Source organism: Brucella lupini, from assembly GCF_002252535.1.
Classification (GTDB): domain Bacteria; phylum Pseudomonadota; class Alphaproteobacteria; order Rhizobiales; family Rhizobiaceae; genus Brucella; species Brucella anthropi.
Window position 1 is genome coordinate 387,581 of record NZ_NNRN01000046.1, and the last position, 18,300, is coordinate 405,880.

Sequence of the window (18,300 nt, forward strand, 5' to 3'; positions counted from 1 at the left end):
ATGCGCTTTAGAACAAAAAGCCGAGACGCGCTGATCTGATTCAGTCAGATCGAAACGCGCTCTAGTGACCCGAATGCTCTCCATCTTTCTGGCCGCCCTTTTGACCGCTTTGCGCGGTGACGGGGAAATCGATTGTGACCTTGCCGGCCTTTTCGAATTCCAACGTGACAGGAACGGTCTCGCCTTCCTTGTATGGCTTTTCCGGTTGGATGAACATGAGGTGATAACCACCGGACTTCAGCTCGACCTTCTCGCCTGCCGGAATATCCAGACCGCCTTCAAGCTGGCGCATCTTCATCACGTCGTTCTGCATCGACATCTCATGGATTTCGACGCGCTTGACACCGCCGGTGGTGACGGAGACCAGCTTGTCGGCATCCTTGCCGTCATTGGCGATGGTCATGAACCCGCCTGCAACCTTGGCACCGGGAACCATGGCGCGCACCGAAGGTGCCGTGATTTCCAGTTCGCCAAGCTTCGTCGGCATTGCTGCCTGCATGGAGCCATGGTCCATCTGGCCCATCTTGTCGTGTCCACCATGCCCGCCGTGCCCATCGTCAGCGCCCGCGGCCTTCACGAGCAGCTGCGGTGCCGGATGCGCCAGATCGTGCGGGTTCTGGCCATCCTTGGGCACTTCCGTCCACGCAACCGAAGCGTCGCTTCCGCAGACCTGCGTCACGGGAAAGGAGAGGGTGGTGTCCTTGTCGAACTTGGCGAGCTGGCCGACAACGGTGAACTCGTCGTAGAAATCACCGGGCAGGTTGCCATCGGTGAAGCGGACTTCGCGGACGCCGGAAGTCACATCCTTGCCGTGCACCTTGTAGCTCTGGGCATAGTCACCCTTGACGGTCTCGATCTTCCAGCCCGCCTTGACCTGCGGCTGGGCCGAAATGAAGCCTTCAGGCAGCTCGACCTTCACTTTAGTCGTGGCCTTGCCGTCGCAGCCATGCGGTACGCGGAAGGTTGCCTTGTAGAAGCCGCCTGCCTTGGCTTCGCTCTGGTCGAGGGAGGAGTGGGCTTGGGCCAGGCTAGCAGAGGCGCACAGTGCGGCAATCGAGATGGCGGAGGCGAAAAGACGATAGTTCTTCATTGTGTCAAACCTGAATAATCATTGGAAGGCACGCCGACGCCAAGTTCGGGGGAACAGGGTTCAGGCGCGTTTCATTCCCGAATGCGATCCGGGGAGCGCATTCGCTCAAACGATATTATTCAAGCGAGCGGCGGCGCTTGCGGCGGTGCCGATGGCGGATAGGTGTTGTGCTGCAGGATCGGTTGCGGCGGCACGATGCCATCCGCCATGGCGATATGCGGGGCTGCACCGGTTGAACCCGCAGGCGCAGGGTACAGGAAGGCCGATGAAATCCGGCAGGCTTCGCAACTATTGTTGCTCAGATGCTTGTCGTGACCCTGATGGTTGGGATCGGAACCATGATCGCCGATGCAGAGCACCGGGTAGGTTCCGTCAGGCAACTGGTATTGGGCAAGCAGGTAGCTGTCGGGCGCATTGAGGTCGATGGGCTTGTGCGCAAAGGCGACGAACATCAGGGCGAGTACGCTAAGGACACGTATAGCCAGGGATATCCGATATTGGCCGATGCTTGTCTTCAACTCAAAGCTTCTCCATTCAAGCCGAGTTTACCTAGCCTAAAGGAGCTGTCTTTGCCAAGCATCAAACAGAAACGGCGCGAATTGGTCGCGCCGTTTCTGTTTTCCAACGGTCGGGAGAATAGATATGGAGGTCAGATCGCCCGCTTCTTCATCTGTTCCGCGATATAATCAGCCTGACGGATAGCGAGAGCCACGATGGTCAGGGTCGGGTTTTCCGCGCCGCCGGTTGTGAACTGGCTGCCATCGGAAACGAACAGATTCTTGATGTCATGCGTCTGTCCGTGCTTGTTCACGACGCCATCCTGCGGCTTTTCGCTCATCCGGTTGGTGCCCAGATTATGCGTCGACGGATAGGGTGGGGTCGGGAAGGTGCGGACGGCACCAACGGCCTCATAAAGCGCCTTGCCCTGCGCATAGGCATGATCGCGCATGGCGATATCGTTCGGGTGATCGTCGTAATAGACGTCGGGAACCGGCAAGCCGTGTTCGTCCTTCACGTCCTTGCTCAGCGTGATGCGGTTTTTCTCCTGTGGCATGTCTTCGCCGACGATCCAGAGACCGGCCATGTTGACATAATCGTCGAGTGCCGAGGTGAAGCTGCGCCCCCAACCGCCCGGATTGAGGAAGGCAGCCATGAAGGGCAGGCCAAGCGAAACGGTTTCCATCTCATAGCCGCCGACGAAGCCTCGTTTCGGATTATGCGCAGCCTCATCGCGGATGATGCCTGCCATGGTGGTGCCGCGATACATATGAACCGGCTTTTCAAACGAGGCATAGACCGAACCGGTGGTGTGGCGCATATAGTTGCGCCCGACCTGTCCTGACGAATTGGCGAGGCCGTCCGGGAATTTCGACGAAGCCGAATTGAGCAGAAGGCGCGGGCTTTCAATCGAATTGCCTGCCACGCAGACGACGCGCGCCTTCTGCAAGTGCTGCTTGCCATCCTTGTCGGCATAGAGCACGCCCGTCACCTTGCCAGCTGCATTGTGCTCGATCTTGAGCGCCGTGCATTCCGGGCGAACTTCCAGCCTGCCGGTTTCCTCGCCCTTGGGAATTTCCGTATAGAGCGTCGACCATTTCGCGCCCCATTTGCAGCCCTGAAAGCAGAAGCCGGTCTGCTGGCAGGCCATGCGGTCGTCGCGCGGCGCTGAATTGATAGCCATGCGACCCGTATGGCATTCCTTGTAGCCGAGCTTGTCGGCGCCGGCTTTCATAACCTTGAAATTATTGTTGCCGGGCAGACCCTCAATGCCGTTGGTGCGGGTAACCCCCATCTTGTCCTCGGCCTTGGCGTAGTAAGGCTCCAGATCGGCCAGCGTGATCGGCCAGTCGAGCAGATTTGCCCCTTCGATCTTGCCGTAATGGGTCAGGGTCTCGAACTCGTAATCCTGAAAACGCAAGGATGCACCAGCCCAGTGAGTGGTGGTGCCGCCGACAGCCTTCACGATCCATGCGGGCAGGTTCGGGAAATCGTGCGCCACGCGCCAGCTGCCCGATGTCGTGCGCTTGTCGAGCCAGGCGAGCTGGGCAAAACTATCCCATTCATCATTGATAAAATCTTCGAACTCGTGGCGTTTTCCGGCTTCGAGAATGACGACGTCGATGCCTTTCTGGGCCAGTTCGTTGCCGAGCGTGCCGCCGCCAGCGCCCGAGCCGATGATAACGACGACCTTGTCGTCCTTGAGATTGTATGGAGCAGCCATTGTTTCCTCCCAATGCTTTCCCGTTTCCGCAAAACGCAAGGCGCTTGCAGGACGGTGGTGCCGCTTTGAAATTGGTATGTTCTGCGCCGGGGGCGCCTAGAGCCATTCGATATCGTCGAAGCCGCGCTGGATGTAACCGCCCTTGGAATAGGCTTCGCCCTCGTAGCCGAAGAGCGGCCAGATATCCTTCTGGTTATAAAGGCCGGTCACAAGCCCGCTGCGCACCTTCTGGAAGAAGGGGCTTTTCTCGATCTCGCGCAGGATCGCGACGCGCTCTTCCTCCCAGCCAAGCCCCAGATAGCCTCCGGCTCCAGCCCGCTTGTTCAAATCGGCAACACCGTCCTCGATCAGCTTTCTGAGCGTCTCGTCCTTGGCGGAATCCGCGTCATAAGGTTTGACGGCAATGGCATAGAAACGGTCGGGAAGCTTGTCATGCGGATAGATGTCGCGCGCAAGCTGGATCAGGGTCGCCATGGTTTCGGGCTTGAGCGTGGTGGTTTCAAGCGCCCATGCGAATTGCGGGCAGATAACGGCATTGCCGCTGACAACGAGCATGGCGCCGAGGCTGAGGCCTGCGCCGCGCTTGAGAATATCGCGGCGGGACAGTGTCTTTTTCTCTCGGGTGGAAAGACCGTCAAAAACGGTAGTCATTCGGTTCTCCTCCTTTGCTTGCCCGTCCGGAATGGGCGGGCTGGCTATGCGTTCCCGGAGATTCTCACCACCGGGAATGCTGGCTTTCCCGTCTTCCATGGCGGCTCCTCCCGGCCAGAAAAGACGATAGGGAGCGGCTTACTGGTAGCGGCCGCCCCGTTGCAGAACTTCGATCTTGTAGCCGTCCGGATCTTCCGCGAAGAAGAAGCGGGCAAGCTGCACGCCGTTATTCTTGAAATCGACAAGCTTGCCGACCTTGAAGCCAAGTTCCGTGAAACGGGCATGTTCGGCATCGACGTCATCGACCGCCACGGCGAGATGACCATAGCCATCGCCCAGATTGTAAGGCTCGGTACGGCCCTTGTTGACCGTCAGCTCGACTTCGAAATCGGCTTCGGCATTGCGCAGATAGATCAGCGTGAAGGTTTCGAAATCAATGCGCTCGGCAATATCGAGGCCAAAAGCCTGATTATAGAAGGAAACGGATTTTTCCTCGTCGAGAACACGGATCATCGAATGAATGGCTTTAGCCACAAGCTACTCCTGTTTCTTTTGCCGCTTCCTCAAAAGCGGCTTGCGATTGTCTTGCTGGTTGTCGATTATGAAAGAAAAAGCGACGGCGTGGTGGCAATCGGCTACCACAGCCAAGTTCGTGCTCTTAATGAAGGGAGGAACCCATGTGCAAGGTTTTCGCCGAGCAGGACCCGGAAGGCTACCGGCAGATCAATCGCTCCGTGCGCATAGGCGGTCATTCCACCAGCATTCAGCTGGAGGCCACCTTCTGGCGCCTGCTGGATGAGATCGCGGCCAGCCAGAACCTGACCACGCCCCGCTTCATATCGACGCTTTACGACGAAGCGCTGGAGGCCAATGGCGCGATCCCGAATTTTGCCTCCATGCTGCGCACCACCTGCGCGCTCTATCTCATGGGTCATCGTCCCGAGGCTGCCGTCTGCGAGGAGGCAGCCTGACAGAGGCCTGAAACGGGCATTGGCCTTTTGATGAAAAGGGAATAGGGGAGTAGGGCAATATGTTCTTACATCGGACATACTTCCTTACTCCGGTATTCCCTTGCTGCCTTCATTAAAGGAATCGAAATGACAAGCGTAACACGCGAACAGGTTCAGGAACGGCTGAAGACCGTGACGGGACCGGATTTCGAAAGCGATGTTGTGTCGCTCGGACTAGTGTCGGATATCTTTATTGCCGACGGCAAGGTTTTCTTCTCCATCACGGTTCCGGCAGCGCGCGCCGATGCGCTGGAGCCGATGCGGCTTGCCGCTGAAAAGGCCGTGAAGGAAATTCCGGGCGTCACTGGCGCGCTGGTCACGCTCACCGCCGAAAAGAAAGGCGGACGTACCAGCGACGATGCGCCCCCACCACCAAAGCCGCAGGCCAGACCTGCAGCCGCTCCGGTTCAGCATCGCCACCCGCCACAGCCGCAGCGCGCAGCGACCAAGCCCGGCATACCGGGCGTTGGCGCGATCATTGCTGTCGCATCGGGCAAGGGTGGCGTCGGCAAGTCCACCACCGCGGTCAATCTTGCGCTCGGTCTTGCCGCCAACGGGCTGAAGGTCGGCATTCTCGATGCCGATATTTACGGACCGTCCATGCCGCGCCTGCTCGGCCTTTCCGGCCGTCCGGAAACGGTCGAGGGCCGCATCCTGAAGCCGATGGAAAATTACGGCATCAAGGTCATGTCGATGGGCTTCATGGTCGATGAGGAAACGCCGATGATCTGGCGCGGGCCGATGGTCATGTCGGCGCTGACGCAGATGCTGCGCGAAGTGGCCTGGGGCGAACTGGACGTTCTGGTGGTCGACATGCCGCCGGGCACCGGTGACGCACAGCTCACCATGGCGCAGCAGGTGCCGCTGGCGGGTGCCGTGGTCGTTTCGACACCACAGGACCTGGCGTTGATCGACGCGCGCAAGGGCTTGAACATGTTCCGCAAGGTGGATGTCCCGCTTCTGGGCATCGTCGAGAACATGAGCTACTTCATCGCGCCTGATACTGGCGCGCGCTACGATATTTTCGGCAATGGCGGCGCGCGCAGGGAGGCGGAGCGTCTCGAGGTGCCGTTCCTGGGCGAAGTGCCGCTGCATATGGATGTGCGCGCCTATTCGGATGCGGGCACGCCGATCACCGTCCATGAACCGGACAGCGAACACGCGCAAATCTATCGCGAGATCGCCCGCAAGGTCTGGGACAACATGAAGGGCGGCAAAGGGGCTGGAAAGCCCGCGCCGGCGATTGTCTTTGAATGAAAAAAAGGGCCGGAAACGGCCCTTTTTCTTTTGTCAGGTGATAACGCTCGGCTCTGTTCGCCCGCTGCGCTTTTTCACCTCGGCGATCTGTTCTGCCGCGTCGATGAATGGGGCCAACGTTTCTTGCGTGTCGAGATTGTGCCTGGCGGTATCCGCTTCATAGCGCTCGACATAGATGCGGATGGTAGCACCTGACGTACCGGTGCCGGACAGGCGCAGCACCACACGACCGCCATCCGGGAAATAGATGCGGATGCCCTGATGTTCGCTGATCGAGCCGTCGACCGGATCGTGATAGGCGAAGTCGTCGGCCTTCTCGATTGTGAGGCCATTGACGGTCGTGCCGGGCAGGCTTGCAAGCTTGCCGCGAAGATCGGCCACCAGTTGTTTGGCGATATCGGAATCGACAGCTTCATAGTCGTGGCGGGTGTAATAATTGCGCCCGAAACGCGCCCAATGTTCCTCGACGATGTCTTTCACGCTTTCCTTGCGCACCGCCAGAATATTGAGCCAGAGCAGTACGGCCCACAGGCCATCCTTCTCGCGCACATGGTCGGACCCGGTGCCGGAGCTTTCCTCGCCGCAAATCGTGACCTTGCCATTGTCGAGCAGATTGCCGAAGAACTTCCAGCCCGTCGGCGTTTCAAACATGCCGATGCCGAGCTTGTCAGCCACGCGGTCGGCGGCAGCACTTGTCGGCATGGAACGGGCAATGCCCTTGATGCCGTCCTTGTAGCCCGGCGCCAGATGCGCATTGGCGGCCAGCATGGCAAGCGAATCGGATGGCGTGACGAAGATCCCGCGCCCGATGATGAGATTGCGATCACCGTCGCCATCGGAGGCGGCGCCGAAATCCGGCGCGTGGTCGGACATGAGCAGATCATAGAGATCTTTTGCGTAGACGAGATTCGGATCCGGATGGTGGCCGCCGAAATCCGGCAGAGGCACGAAGTTCATCACGCTGCCTTCCGGCGCGCCGAGACGGTGCTCGAAGATTTCCTTGGCATAAGGCCCGGTCACCGCATGCATGGCATCGAATTTGAGACCGAAACCGCCCTTGATCATGGCGCGGATTGCGTCGAAATCGAACAGGCTTTCCATCAGCTCGGCATAATCGGCGACAGGATCGAAGATGACGACTTCGGTGTCGCCGATCCGGCTCGTGCCGATCGTGTCGATATCAATATCGGCCACATTGGCAATCTTGTACTGGTCGATCACTTTCGAGCGGGCGAAGATCGCCTCGGTGATCTTTTCCGGTGCCGGTCCGCCGTTGCCGATATTGTATTTGATGCCGAAATCTTCATTCGGGCCGCCGGGATTGTGGCTTGCCGAAAGTATCATGCCGCCGAAAGCCTTGTATTTGCGGATCATGTTGGAGGCGGCTGGCGTCGAAAGAATGCCGCCCTGACCTACCATGATGCGCCCGAAGCCATTGGCGGCGGCCATCTTGATGAGCTTCTGGATCACTTCGCGGTTATAATAGCGTCCGTCGCCGCCGACCACGAGCGTCTTGCCGGCAAAACCTTCCAGCACATCGAAAACCGACTGGATGAAGTTTTCAGCGTAGTTGGGCTGCTGGAAAACCGGAACCTTCTTGCGCAGGCCTGAAGTGCCCGGCTGCTGGTCCTGGTATGGCGTGGTGGCGATTGTCTTGACGGTCATATCTTTCCCGTTCGATTAAATGAATTAAGCAGTCAATGTGTTGGCATTTGCGGTCATTGCAAGACAACATAGATCAAACTTATTGATTGAAAATAACAAACTGTGTGGTTGTCGCTGGCCATGCTACAAATTCTGCCATGACCGACAATGCTCGCCCCATCAATGGCCCGCGCGATGTGATGCGGCTGAAACGCGACGATACCACCGGCCTGGAAGCCGTGGCGGCCCGTTTTCACAGCCATGCCTATGACATGCATTTTCATGACGAATGGCTCGTCGGCGTGACCCATGCGGGCGTGCAGGATTTTTTCTGCCGGGGCAGGCGGCGGCAGAGCACGCCAGGGCGAGTGATTCTCATCGAGCCGGGCGAACGCCACGACGGGCAGGCGGTCGCGGCGGACGGTTTTGCCTATAACATGCTTTATATGCCGCAATCGCTGGTCAGAAGCGCGATGGGTGGCGATGATGCGCATATCGGTTTTCGCGAGACGCTGGCCGATGACGGACAGTTGTTTCATGCGGTCGCCCGCGCCTGCGAGGCAATCTTCCTCGAAGCGCCGCGCCTGATGATTGAAGACTGCCGCGATCAGGTGACGAACCATCTTGCCCGACATCTGGCCCGGCATCTTGGGCAGGACGTGACAGAAAAAGGGTCGGCTCCGCATCCGGTCGCAGCACGCGCGATGGACTATCTGCGGGCGCGCTTCGACGAGGAGTTCGGCCTCGATGAACTGGCGGAAGCGGTTGGGGCCGCCGACCGTTTCCAGCTTTCACGTGGGTTCCGGCGTGAATACGGCACCTCGCCACATGCCTGTCTGGTGCAGTTGCGCCTTGCTGAAGCACGGCGCCTGTTGCGCGAAAAAGTGGCGCCAGCAGAAGCAGCCGCGCTCAGCGGATTTGCCGACCAGAGCCATATGGGGCGCTGGTTCCGCCGCGCCTATGGCATGACGCCTGCCGCTTATCGCAAGGGACGCACAAACGTTCCAGAAATTGCAGCGAAAAGCCGTTAGGCCTGTCCTCGAAAAGAGGAAAAGCTCATGATTTTCGATACAAAAGTTGCCATTCTTGTCCTGCATGATCTGCCTGTCTGGCAGAAGCTGAACGTGACTGCATTTATCGCGACCGGCATATCCGGCGCTGTGCCGCACGCCATGGGCGACCCTTATGAGGATGCGGCAGGCCGCAAGCATACGCGTCTGCTCGGCCAGCCGATGCTGATCTTCTCGGCAACACCGGACGTTCTGCAACGGGCATGGCAGCAATCGATCCAGCGCGATCTTATCCGTGCGCCCTATGTGCGTGCCATGTTCGAGACCGGGTATGACGTCGCCAACCGCGCTGTATTCAAGGCGGAAAATGCCGACGCACCCGATCTGGTCGGCCTTGCGCTTTACGGCCCAAAGAAAGATATCGACAAGGCCATAAAGGGAACTAACCTGCATCCTTGAACAGGACGCTCTGGTCGAACAGATAGCGGTTGGAAAGCGGCAGGCTTGCCGCGCCCATCGCCTTGGCATGCACACCAACCTTGCCCTCGATGATCTTCGGCGCGCGCAGGCCCTGCAAGTCGAGGCATGAAAGCTCCACGCGGGTCGCTTCCACGATGCGGTGACGCACATTACCCGGCAACCAGCCATCGATGACAGCGGCGGGAAAGTCGATCACGGAGGCGGCAGCTACCGTTGCATGGGCCAGCCCGCGTGCGGCAAGCGCTACCCATTCGTCGAGCGGCGTACCAAAGTTGCGCCAGTTTTCCGGTGAAAGCCACAGATCGTCGGAGGGCAGGTGCCGCTCCTGCAACATGCGTTCGAGGACGAACAGCGAAGCCGTATCGATGAGCTGCAAGGTTTCGCCGCGCTCCCACGTGCCGCGCATCCGCATCGGCATGGAGCCGAGCGCGCCCGCATTGCCCGTGCGGCCCGGATAGAGCGTGTTGTTCAGCACCACGCCGCCGCCGATGAACGAGCCGATGAAGAAATAGACGAAGTCGGTGAATTCTGGCCCGCGACCAAAGGTCAGTTCCGCACCACAAGCTGCCGTTCCGTCATTCTGCACGAAGACCGGAAACGAAAACGCCTTGGCGAAATCGCCGACGAGATCGGCGCCGAGCCATGCATCCAGATCTTCGGCAGGTGCACCCACTTCCTCGACCCAGTTCCACAATTCGAAGGGTAATGCGATGCCGAGCCCTGCAATGCGGTCGCGCTTGGCCGGTTCGAGGGCTGCCGTGAAAGCGGCGACGCTCTCGACGGCGAAGCGACGGATTTCACCCGGTACAGGCCAGCGATAGGTAATGTGCCGCCGTTCGCGGATCGCTCCCAGAAAATCCATCAGGATGATTTCCGCGCTGCGCCGCCCGATCTTGAGACCGAAGGAGAAAACCCCGTCGGCGGCAAGGCGCATCGGCATGGAAGGTTGGCCGACACGACCGCGCACCCGTTCGCCCTGCGTAATGAGGCCGTCTTTTTCCAGCGCACGAATGATGACGGAAACCGTTTGTGCCGAAAGTCCGGTCAGGCGCGCAATTTCGGCGCGGGCCAAAGCGCCATGCCGGCGCACGAGCGCCAGAACCAGCCGCTCATTATAGGCGCGCACGCCGATCTGGTTTGAACCGCGATTGACGCTCGCGCCCGGCCCGGCGAATTGCAGCATGGCAGGACCCGGAGTGCCGGAAAGGGTGCCAGAAAGGGTGCTGGAAAGCGTATCGGCAGACCCGCTGTCTGGTTCGCCTTCAACTTTATGCCTGACCATAGCCTCTCCCAGATTCCGTGCCATGGAATGCAATCTCGAAATGCAGCCATGGAATGCCGGAATTCCTAAACCAACCATCGGAGGAGAAAAAGCCCTCATTGTGAGGGATATGAAATAAAAACAATCGCTTAAGAGCCTGCTCCAAAAGTCACCATGCCGGTCTCCAAATAGCGCCTTTCTACGTTCCGGTGCTCACGTACCTTTAAGTACGCTCCGCTCCGGTACTCGAAAATCACCATTTTCGCCTCGGCCTGCCGCTTTTTGATTCAGTCTCTAAGACCGATCATGCGGCGCGGCAGTGGGCTCGGTGCCTGCCTCTTTCGATCCTCTCTCCTCCGTCTTCCAGAGTGACACAGCATATTAATAAATCAAGTGGATTTATTAATTGACTCTGTTTTGAAGCCGTGTTTTGCTTCTCTTCTGCCGGGGGAAGAGGACCGGTTTCAATCTGGGAGGAGTCCATGAAGAAGACAGTTCTGTCGGCAGCCTTTGCTGCCTTCACGCTTGGCGCTGCCGCCATTCCACTGAGTTCGGCCAATGCTGCCGATGTCGGCGCGTGCCTCATCACAAAGACCGATACCAATCCGTTCTTCGTCAAGATGAAGGAAGGCGCTATCGCCAAGGCGAAGGAGCTGGGCGTCAATCTCAAGACCTATGCGGGCAAGATCGACGGCGATTCCGAAAGCCAGGTTGCAGCTATCGAAACCTGCATTGCTGATGGCGCCAAGGGCATTCTCATCACGGCTTCCGACACCAAGGGCATCGTGCCGTCGCTGCAGAAGGCACGCGATGCGGGCCTGCTCATCATCGCGCTCGATACGCCGCTTGAGCCTGCCGATGCGGCGGACGCAACCTTTGCAACCGACAATTTCCTGGCCGGTGAACTGGTCGGCAAATGGGCAGCGGCAACACTCGGTGACAAGGCCAAGGATGCGCGGGTTGCCTTTCTCAACCTCACCGCATCGCAGCCGAGCGTCGACGTTCTGCGCGATCAGGGTTTTGCCACCGGTTTCGGCATCGACCCGAAAGACAAGACCAAACTCGGTGACGAGGATGATCCGCGCATTGCCGGTCGCGACCTGACCGATGGCAACGAAGAAGGCGGACGTCGCGCGATGGAAAACCTTCTCCAGAAGGATCCGAACATCAATGTCGTCCACACCATCAACGAACCTGCCGCCGCCGGTGCCTATGAGGCGCTGAAGGCCGTCGGTCGCGAAAAAGACGTGCTGATCGTTTCCATCGATGGCGGTTGCCCCGGCGTGAAGAATGTCGAGGCCGGTGTGATCGGCGCGACTTCGCAGCAATATCCGCTGCAGATGGCGGCACTCGGTATCGAGGCGATCAAGAAGTTTGCTGATACGGGTGAAAAGCCGAAGCCGACCGAAGGCAAGGACTTCGTCGATACCGGCGTGTCGCTTGTCACCGACAAGCCGGTGGAAGGCGTTCCGTCCATCGACACGAAGACCGCACTCGACAAGTGCTGGGGCTGATCCCCTTTCTGAAACTCGGACCCGGCAGATCGGAAGATTTGCCGGACCTTTCTGCAGGTGAAGGCAGGAGACAGACATGAGTGAGCCACAGGCGGCTTCCGCTGCACAAAAACCGTCTATGCAGGACTATGAAAAGACGCTGGCGCAGAGCGCGGCTGATGTCGCCTCTTTCGATGCGGGCGACCAGTCGCTGCTTTATCGGATGCGGAATTTCCTGCATCACAATCCCGCTGCCGTGCCGCTGATCGTGCTCGTCCTGTCGCTGCTGGTGTTCGGCATCACGCTTGGCGGCAAGTTCTTCTCCGCTTTTGCGCTGACGCTCATTCTGCAACAGGTCGCCATCACCGGCATCATTGCCGTGGCGCAGACGCTTGTGATCCTGACCGCAGGTATCGATCTTTCGGTCGGTGCCATCATGGTCCTGTCATCGGTGGTGATGGGCCAGTTCACCTTCCGCTATGGGCTTCCCGCCGAACTTTCCGTTCTGTGCGGCTTTGCTACCGGCGCGCTATGCGGCTTCATCAACGGCTTTCTGGTGGCCTATGTCCGCCTTCCGCCCTTCATCGTAACGCTCGGCATGTGGCAGGTGATCCTCGCCACAAACTTCCTCTATTCCGCCAACGAGACGATCCGCGCACAGGAAATCACGGCGGAAGCGCCGATCCTGCAATTCTTCGGCGAGAGCATCCGCTTTGGCGGCGCGGTCTTTACCTATGGCGTCATTGCGATGGTGCTTCTGGTTCTGCTGTTCTGGTATGTGCTGAACCACACTGCCTGGGGACGGCACGTCTATGCCATTGGCGACGATCCCGAAGCGGCACAGCTTTCCGGTGTCTCGGTCAAGCCGATCCTCATGTCGGTCTATGTGCTGGCCGGTATCATCTGCGCGCTTGCAGGTTGGGCGATGATCGGCCGTCTCGGTTCGGTATCGCCGACCGCAGGCCAGTTCGCCAATATCGAATCCATCACTGCGGTGGTGATCGGCGGCATTTCGCTGTTCGGCGGACGCGGTTCCATTCTGGGCACCATGTTCGGTGCGCTGATCGTCGGCGTGTTTTCGCTGGGGCTGCGCCTGTGGGGCACCGATCCGCAATGGACCTATCTCCTGATCGGCGTTCTTATCATTGCCGCCGTCGCCATCGACCAGTGGATCAGAAAGGCTGCCGCATGAAAACGAACACCACGCCCGTTCTGTCTGGCAAAGGTCTGGTCAAGCGTTATGGTCGCGTCACGGCTCTCGATCACGCCGATTTCGACCTCTATCCGGGCGAAATCCTCGCGGTCATCGGCGACAATGGCGCCGGCAAGTCCTCGCTCATCAAGGCGCTGTCCGGCGCGATCAGGCCGGATGAGGGGGAAATCCTGCTCGACGGCAAGCCTGTCAGCTTTCATTCACCGATGGAGGCACGGCAGGCGGGCATCGAGACGGTCTATCAGAACCTTGCTTTGTCGCCTGCGCTTTCCATCGCCGACAATCTGTTTCTGGGTCGTGAAATCCGCCGCAAGGGGCCGCTTGGCTCGCTGTTCCGCATGCTGGATCGCGGTGCGATGGAAAAGATCGCGCGCGAAAAACTGTCCGAACTGGGCCTGATGACGATCCAGAATATCGGTCAGGCGGTGGAAACCCTTTCGGGCGGCCAGCGTCAGGGCGTTGCGGTGGCGCGTGCCGCCGCCTTCGGCTCCAAGGTGGTCATCATGGACGAGCCGACGGCGGCGCTTGGCGTCAAAGAATCGCGCCGCGTGCTGGAACTCATTCAAGACGTGAAGCGGCGCGGCATGCCCATCGTGCTCATCTCGCACAACATGCCGCATGTGTTCGAGGTTGCCGACCGCATCCACATTCACCGGCTCGGGCGGCGCCTGACGGTCATCGACCCGAAGGAATATTCCATGTCGGATGCCGTGGCGCTGATGACCGGCGCGATGAGGCCGAAGGAAGCAGCTTGAGCTTCTGATAAGGTGACAGGACGAATCACGGAAACCGGACATGACGCCTATTGAGCGCGAAGCCCTGCCTTCGGAAATTCTTGCGCGGCTGGCGGAAACCGACGGACGCCTGATCGTGGCCATTGCTGGCCCACCGGGAGCCGGAAAATCCACCATTTCCGATTATCTGCTCCATGCCATCAACAGGGGCGGCGAAACGCCGTCCATCGTCGTGCCCATGGACGGGTTCCATCTTGATGACGGGATTCTCGATCAGCGCGGATTGCTGGGCCGCAAGGGTTCGCCGCCCACTTTCGACTGCGCCGGGTTTGCAGTGCTGCTGCAGCGACTGAAACAGGCAGAGGGCGAAATCTTCATCCCGGTCTTCGATCGTTCTCTGGAGCTGTCCCGCGCTGCCGCATCCGTGGTCGGCCCGGAGCATCGCGTGCTTCTGGTCGAAGGCAATTATCTGCTGCTCGATCAGCAACCATGGGCGCAGCTTGCACCTTTTTTTGACATGACGCTCTATCTGGATGTGCCCTTTGCAGAGCTGGAGCGTCGCCTGATCGAACGCTGGCTCAGCTTCGGCTTCGATGCCGAAACCGCCCGAAACCGCGCCCTTTCCAACGACATTCCCAATGCCGAACTCGTGGTGGCGCAATCGCGCAAGGCGGATTTTGTCGTGGTCTCGGACGGGCGATAACAGGGAATTGCGCCTTTCAAGGGTTGCGGCGATGCGCTTGCGTCTGCATGATGGGAAAATCGCTTCATCAGTTTCCGACCGGAATAGTTCCCCATGACGACTTATGTTTTTGCGCCGCCCCCGCAGCCTTTTTTGCCTGTGAAGGGAACGGACGCGCGCTTTCCCGTGCATCGCATCTATTGCGTCGGCCAGAACTACGCTGATCACGCCATCGAAATGGGTGGTGATCCGACTCGCAATCCGCCTTTCTTCTTCCAGAAGAACCCGGACAGCCTCGTGATCGAAGGCGGTGATTTCCCTTATCCGCCGAAGACCGAGGACGTGCATCACGAGATCGAACTTGTGGTGGCGCTGAAGGCCGGGGGCACCGACATTGCTGTCGAAAAGGCGCTGGACCATGTTTATGGCTACGCCGTTGGCATCGACATGACGCGCCGCGACCTGCAGGCCGTGGCCAAGAAGGCCGGGCGCCCGTGGGAAGTCGCGAAAGCTTTCGAACACTCCGCACCCTGTTCGGCCATCGTGCCGGTGTCGGAAATCGGCCACCCGGAAAAGGCTGCGATTTCGCTCGCCATCAATGGCGAAACCCGCCAGTCGGGCGACCTCAATCAGATGATCTGGAAGGTGGCGGAAACCATTTCCTACCTGTCTTCGCTCTTTGAGCTGCAACCCGGCGATCTTATCTTTACGGGTACGCCTGCGGGCGTCGGACCGGTGAAGCGCGGCGACCGTCTGGAAGGCAAGGTCGACGGCGTGGCAACCCTCACCGTTACCGTAGTCTGATTCTCTTCACGTGGAGGAGCATGAATGAGCATCTATCTTCCTGATGACGTGCACGACGCTCTGGAGCGCTTCATCGCCGAAAAGCATCCTGGTCTCAACCAGACCGAGGCGATGACGCTTATCCTGCGCAAATGGCTGGTGCGCGAGGGCTATCTGTCGGCGGAGCCCGAACATGGCACACCGCCGGATGAACTGAACGCGACCAATGACGATTGAACAAGGCAGCAATTGACTATGGCCAAACAGCCGCCGGAAGGAGCGGGTCGCAAGACCGCGCTCGGGCGACGCCTTTTGATTCTCATGATTCTGGCAATTGTGCTCGTGATCGCGCTCGTCTGGATGAGCATTTATCTCTTCGATCCAAACGGCGGTCTAGACTTCGATGATCTCGGTATTTTTGCTTTTGATTTCAATGTGGTAGATGCAGTGTCACCGCGCATTTTGTGAGTGCGTTAATCTTTTTGTTACCATTTGAAATATTCATTTTGGCCGAGCCCCGACGTTTAGCGCTTCCGTTTGCCGTCTTTTGCATGGTACATGATCCTCATCGACCGAAAGAATATTGACTGAAACGGGCGCTTTCCGATGCCTGTAAAGCCAAGAGGATCTGGATGGCATTCGAGGACATCAAGGCGGAAATTGCGCTGCTTTTCGAGCAAATGGTGAATCAGCCGCAAGACGCTCATGAAATCCGTGAAACGGTTCGCGAGAAGCTCAATACGCTGCGGGCCAGTGGTTTGCCTCTGCCTGAAGATCTGGTCGAGCTTGAAAAACGCATCGAAAAAGATTTCGATTCCTGAGAACGGATCCGGTCATGCGTTACGCGCTTTCCTCTTCTTCCTCCGCTGGTCTGGTCCGCAAGGGCCTCATGCTTCTTGGTTGTGCCGTGGCGCTCAGCGCCTGCAACACCACCAATGACGGCAAGCCCGTGAAAACGGCGCTGATCACGCAGACCGATACCTCCAGCCAGACCGCTTCCGCAGCAGGCAGCGCTGCCAGTGCCACGGCCAATGCCGCAGGCACGGCGACTGCCGATGCGGGCGCTGCTGCCGGAACGCAGACCGTCGCAGCCGTGACCGATCCTTCCGATCCGGTCCTGCCTGCCGTTGTTCCCATTCCCGGCATTCGTGGCCAGTCCGAACCGATGATGGCCTATGCCGGTGCGCAGGCTGCCGCTTCGCCGGCATCCGTTGCCGCCAATATGGCGTTTGAGACACCGGATCATGCGCCGGAAGAACTCGATGCGCTGATCACCAAATATTCCGTCGCCTATGACGTGCCGGAACGCCTTGTGCGCCGGGTCGTGCATCGCGAAAGCCGGTTCAATCCGGGCGCCCGCAACGGACCTTATTGGGGCCTGATGCAGATCAGCCATCCGACTGCGCGCGGCATGGGTTATACGGGCGCGGCCAAGGGTCTGCTCGATGCGGAAACCAATCTGAAATATGCGGTTCGCTATCTGTCCGGCGCCTATAAGGTCGCGGGCGGTGATGAAAGCCAGGCAGTCCGCTATTATGCGCGGGGCTATTATTACGATGCCAAGCGCAAGGGACTGTTGCAGGAAACCGGCCTCGACGGAAGCTGGAAGCGCAACGGACCGACCCGTGACGCAGCCGCTTCCATCCAGCCGGCATCCTTGCCGGAAGGTGGGACAGCACCGCTCCCCGGCGTCGCTCCCATTCAGGCTTCCTACGCACCGGCAGCGCAATAAACTTCCTATCAACCAACTGTCATCTTGACGCTGCAAAGCGATGGCAGTTTCCTGTTGAGAGCGCATCCCGAAAAGTGTGAAACGGTTTTCGGAAAAGATGCGCGTTAAAACAAAGGACTAGAGCGCCGATCTGACCCAATCAGATCGAAACGCGCTCTGGAACCGACGACAGGGAAATTTCATGAATGTAAGACTGCCTCATCCAGTCAAATGGAAATATGACCGGGCCGAATTGTGGGCCGATGGCGTCATCCATGTTCTGGGTGTCGGGCTGGCGCTTGCGGGCGCCATTGCCATGCTGATCTATTTCCTGCCGAACATGCCTGCGGCGACCTCGATTTCGTCGGGGGTCTATCTCGCGAGCCTTCTGGCGGCGCTCGGCATTTCGGCCGTCTACAATATCTGGCCGGTTTCCCCGACCAAATGGTTCCTGCGCCGTTTCGACCATTCGGCGATCTATCTGCTGATCGCCGGAACCTACACGCCTTTTGCCATGCATATGGGCGACCGCGCTCTGCCGCTGCTTCTCTTCGTCTGGAGCGTGGCTTTCGTCGGCATCATGCTGAAACTGTTCATGCCGGGACGTTTCGACCGGCTGTCGATCCTGCTTTATCTGGCGCTCGGCTGGAGCGGCGTCATGGTCTACGACACCATGGTGCAATCGCTGCCGCCAGCCGTTTTCTGGCTGATTGCAGCCGGTGGCATGGTCTATTCGTTGGGGGTGATCTTCCATGTCTGGGAGCGCCTGCGGTTTCAGAATGCCATCTGGCACGGCTTTGTCGTGGTGGGCGCGGCACTGCATTATTGTGCTGTGTTTTTCGTTGGCGCATGGAACTGAAGCCCGCTCTATTTCGGCTCTGACGGTCTGCAAATGGCGCACTTCTGCGCTTCCGGTGCTCATGTACCTAATGCATGTCTCCCAAAAGTGGGAACCGGTTTTGGGATAAAGACATGCAGGAAAACAAAAACTTAAAGCGTGTCGTATGACTACGATAAAATGCGACACACTTTAAACTACACTCCGCTCCGGTTCTCGAAT

General features: G+C 58.8%; 21 protein-coding genes. 14 read left to right on the forward strand and 7 right to left on the reverse strand.

Translation table 11 applies throughout. The features are described 5' to 3' along the window. Positions 1-61: 61 nt before the first annotated feature. The 5 genes from CES86_RS13370 to CES86_RS13390 form a co-directional block, all read right to left on the reverse strand. Positions 62-1,090: a DUF1775 domain-containing protein gene (locus CES86_RS13370; protein ID WP_094514604.1), complete on the reverse strand. Its 1,029-nt coding sequence runs from the start codon at positions 1,088-1,090 to the stop codon at positions 62-64. A gap of 119 nt (positions 1,091-1,209) precedes the next feature. Next, complete coding sequence (locus CES86_RS13375; RefSeq protein ID WP_094514605.1) at positions 1,210-1,608, reverse strand: hypothetical protein; 399 nt, start codon at positions 1,606-1,608, stop codon at positions 1,210-1,212. A 131-nt stretch (positions 1,609-1,739) separates the two neighbouring features. Next, positions 1,740-3,311, reverse strand: coding sequence for a GMC family oxidoreductase (locus CES86_RS13380; protein WP_010657865.1), 1,572 nt, complete (start codon positions 3,309-3,311; stop codon positions 1,740-1,742). A gap of 96 nt (positions 3,312-3,407) precedes the next feature. Continuing rightward, positions 3,408-3,962, reverse strand: coding sequence for a Twin-arginine translocation pathway signal (locus CES86_RS13385; protein WP_094514673.1), 555 nt, complete (start codon positions 3,960-3,962; stop codon positions 3,408-3,410). Positions 3,963-4,100: 138 nt separating this feature from the next. Next, positions 4,101-4,496, reverse strand: a complete 396-nt coding sequence (locus CES86_RS13390) for a VOC family protein (protein WP_011982294.1) — start codon at positions 4,494-4,496, stop codon at positions 4,101-4,103. A 143-nt stretch (positions 4,497-4,639) separates the two neighbouring features. On the opposite strand from CES86_RS13390, the gene CES86_RS13395 reads away from it, so the two are divergent. After that, positions 4,640-4,933, forward strand: coding sequence for a ribbon-helix-helix domain-containing protein (locus CES86_RS13395; RefSeq protein WP_006471202.1), 294 nt, complete (start codon positions 4,640-4,642; stop codon positions 4,931-4,933). A 126-nt stretch (positions 4,934-5,059) separates the two neighbouring features. Next, positions 5,060-6,229: an iron-sulfur cluster carrier protein ApbC gene (gene apbC, locus CES86_RS13400; RefSeq protein ID WP_094514607.1), complete on the forward strand. Its 1,170-nt coding sequence runs from the start codon at positions 5,060-5,062 to the stop codon at positions 6,227-6,229. Between the two features lie 33 nt (positions 6,230-6,262). On the opposite strand, the gene CES86_RS13405 is transcribed toward apbC, so the two are convergent. Then, on the reverse strand, positions 6,263-7,894 hold the full coding sequence (locus CES86_RS13405; RefSeq protein WP_094514608.1) for an alpha-D-glucose phosphate-specific phosphoglucomutase: 1,632 nt from the start codon (positions 7,892-7,894) through the stop codon (positions 6,263-6,265). Positions 7,895-8,031: 137 nt separating this feature from the next. Between CES86_RS13405 and CES86_RS13410 the strand changes: the two genes are divergently transcribed. Both CES86_RS13410 and CES86_RS13415 read left to right on the forward strand, forming a co-directional pair. After that, positions 8,032-8,904, forward strand: a complete 873-nt coding sequence (locus CES86_RS13410; protein ID WP_094514674.1) for an AraC family transcriptional regulator — start codon at positions 8,032-8,034, stop codon at positions 8,902-8,904. Positions 8,905-8,931: 27 nt separating this feature from the next. Continuing rightward, positions 8,932-9,342: a DUF2000 domain-containing protein gene (locus tag CES86_RS13415; RefSeq protein ID WP_011982298.1), complete on the forward strand. Its 411-nt coding sequence runs from the start codon at positions 8,932-8,934 to the stop codon at positions 9,340-9,342. Here CES86_RS13415 and CES86_RS13420 read toward each other — a convergent pair. Further along, positions 9,326-10,645: an ROK family protein gene (locus tag CES86_RS13420; RefSeq protein ID WP_011982299.1), complete on the reverse strand. Its 1,320-nt coding sequence runs from the start codon at positions 10,643-10,645 to the stop codon at positions 9,326-9,328. The two genes, CES86_RS13415 and CES86_RS13420, sit on opposite strands and share 17 nt — an antisense overlap. A 461-nt stretch (positions 10,646-11,106) precedes the next feature. Here CES86_RS13420 and CES86_RS13425 point away from each other — a divergent pair, with 461 nt between their 5' ends. The 10 genes from CES86_RS13425 (at position 11,107) to trhA (ending at position 18,099) form a co-directional block, all read left to right on the forward strand. After that, entirely contained in the window at positions 11,107-12,138 is a 1,032-nt protein-coding gene (locus tag CES86_RS13425) for a sugar ABC transporter substrate-binding protein (RefSeq protein WP_011982300.1), read from the forward strand. A gap of 76 nt (positions 12,139-12,214) precedes the next feature. Then, complete coding sequence (locus CES86_RS13430) at positions 12,215-13,309, forward strand: ABC transporter permease (RefSeq protein WP_010657874.1); 1,095 nt, start codon at positions 12,215-12,217, stop codon at positions 13,307-13,309. Continuing rightward, positions 13,306-14,085, forward strand: a complete 780-nt coding sequence (locus CES86_RS13435; protein ID WP_094514609.1) for an ATP-binding cassette domain-containing protein — start codon at positions 13,306-13,308, stop codon at positions 14,083-14,085. Before CES86_RS13430 ends, CES86_RS13435 begins: the two co-directional genes overlap by 4 nt. 40 nt (positions 14,086-14,125) lie before the next feature. Next, complete coding sequence (locus CES86_RS13440) at positions 14,126-14,767, forward strand: nucleoside/nucleotide kinase family protein (RefSeq protein WP_094514611.1); 642 nt, start codon at positions 14,126-14,128, stop codon at positions 14,765-14,767. Positions 14,768-14,860: 93 nt separating this feature from the next. Beyond that, entirely contained in the window at positions 14,861-15,550 is a 690-nt protein-coding gene (locus CES86_RS13445) for a fumarylacetoacetate hydrolase family protein (RefSeq protein ID WP_011982304.1), read from the forward strand. Between the two features lie 24 nt (positions 15,551-15,574). Next, complete coding sequence (locus tag CES86_RS13450) at positions 15,575-15,766, forward strand: ribbon-helix-helix domain-containing protein (RefSeq protein ID WP_010657878.1); 192 nt, start codon at positions 15,575-15,577, stop codon at positions 15,764-15,766. An 18-nt stretch (positions 15,767-15,784) separates the two neighbouring features. Beyond that, a complete protein-coding gene (locus CES86_RS13455) occupies positions 15,785-15,997 on the forward strand; it encodes a hypothetical protein (protein WP_029375838.1) in 213 nt (70 codons plus the stop codon). A 164-nt stretch (positions 15,998-16,161) separates the two neighbouring features. Then, a complete protein-coding gene (locus CES86_RS13460) occupies positions 16,162-16,350 on the forward strand; it encodes a hypothetical protein (protein WP_010657880.1) in 189 nt (62 codons plus the stop codon). Positions 16,351-16,364: 14 nt separating this feature from the next. Beyond that, on the forward strand, positions 16,365-17,261 hold the full coding sequence (locus CES86_RS13465) for a lytic transglycosylase domain-containing protein (protein WP_040129029.1): 897 nt from the start codon (positions 16,365-16,367) through the stop codon (positions 17,259-17,261). 181 nt (positions 17,262-17,442) lie between these two features. Then, positions 17,443-18,099: a PAQR family membrane homeostasis protein TrhA gene (trhA, locus tag CES86_RS13470; protein WP_010657882.1), complete on the forward strand. Its 657-nt coding sequence runs from the start codon at positions 17,443-17,445 to the stop codon at positions 18,097-18,099. Positions 18,100-18,300 lie beyond the last annotated feature (201 nt).

Bases quoted from the DNA above. Each gene is read 5' to 3' on its own strand.
- CES86_RS13410 (WP_094514674.1), top strand. From the start codon at position 8,032: ATGACCGACAATGCTCGCCCCATCAATGGCCCGCGCGATGTGATGCGG.
- CES86_RS13385 (WP_094514673.1), bottom strand. From the start codon at position 3,962: ATGACTACCGTTTTTGACGGTCTTTCCACCCGAGAGAAAAAGACACTG.
- CES86_RS13455 (WP_029375838.1), top strand. From the start codon at position 15,785: ATGGCCAAACAGCCGCCGGAAGGAGCGGGTCGCAAGACCGCGCTCGGG.
- CES86_RS13415 (WP_011982298.1), top strand. From the start codon at position 8,932: ATGATTTTCGATACAAAAGTTGCCATTCTTGTCCTGCATGATCTGCCT.
- CES86_RS13395 (WP_006471202.1), top strand. From the start codon at position 4,640: ATGTGCAAGGTTTTCGCCGAGCAGGACCCGGAAGGCTACCGGCAGATC.
- CES86_RS13435 (WP_094514609.1), top strand. From the start codon at position 13,306: ATGAAAACGAACACCACGCCCGTTCTGTCTGGCAAAGGTCTGGTCAAG.
- CES86_RS13380 (WP_010657865.1), bottom strand. From the start codon at position 3,311: ATGGCTGCTCCATACAATCTCAAGGACGACAAGGTCGTCGTTATCATC.
- CES86_RS13425 (WP_011982300.1), top strand. From the start codon at position 11,107: ATGAAGAAGACAGTTCTGTCGGCAGCCTTTGCTGCCTTCACGCTTGGC.
- CES86_RS13370 (WP_094514604.1), bottom strand. From the start codon at position 1,090: ATGAAGAACTATCGTCTTTTCGCCTCCGCCATCTCGATTGCCGCACTG.
- apbC (WP_094514607.1), top strand. From the start codon at position 5,060: ATGACAAGCGTAACACGCGAACAGGTTCAGGAACGGCTGAAGACCGTG.
- CES86_RS13460 (WP_010657880.1), top strand. From the start codon at position 16,162: ATGGCATTCGAGGACATCAAGGCGGAAATTGCGCTGCTTTTCGAGCAA.
- CES86_RS13405 (WP_094514608.1), bottom strand. From the start codon at position 7,894: ATGACCGTCAAGACAATCGCCACCACGCCATACCAGGACCAGCAGCCG.
- trhA (WP_010657882.1), top strand. From the start codon at position 17,443: ATGAATGTAAGACTGCCTCATCCAGTCAAATGGAAATATGACCGGGCC.
- CES86_RS13465 (WP_040129029.1), top strand. From the start codon at position 16,365: ATGCGTTACGCGCTTTCCTCTTCTTCCTCCGCTGGTCTGGTCCGCAAG.
- CES86_RS13430 (WP_010657874.1), top strand. From the start codon at position 12,215: ATGAGTGAGCCACAGGCGGCTTCCGCTGCACAAAAACCGTCTATGCAG.
- CES86_RS13445 (WP_011982304.1), top strand. From the start codon at position 14,861: ATGACGACTTATGTTTTTGCGCCGCCCCCGCAGCCTTTTTTGCCTGTG.
- CES86_RS13440 (WP_094514611.1), top strand. From the start codon at position 14,126: ATGACGCCTATTGAGCGCGAAGCCCTGCCTTCGGAAATTCTTGCGCGG.
- CES86_RS13450 (WP_010657878.1), top strand. From the start codon at position 15,575: ATGAGCATCTATCTTCCTGATGACGTGCACGACGCTCTGGAGCGCTTC.
- CES86_RS13420 (WP_011982299.1), bottom strand. From the start codon at position 10,645: ATGGTCAGGCATAAAGTTGAAGGCGAACCAGACAGCGGGTCTGCCGAT.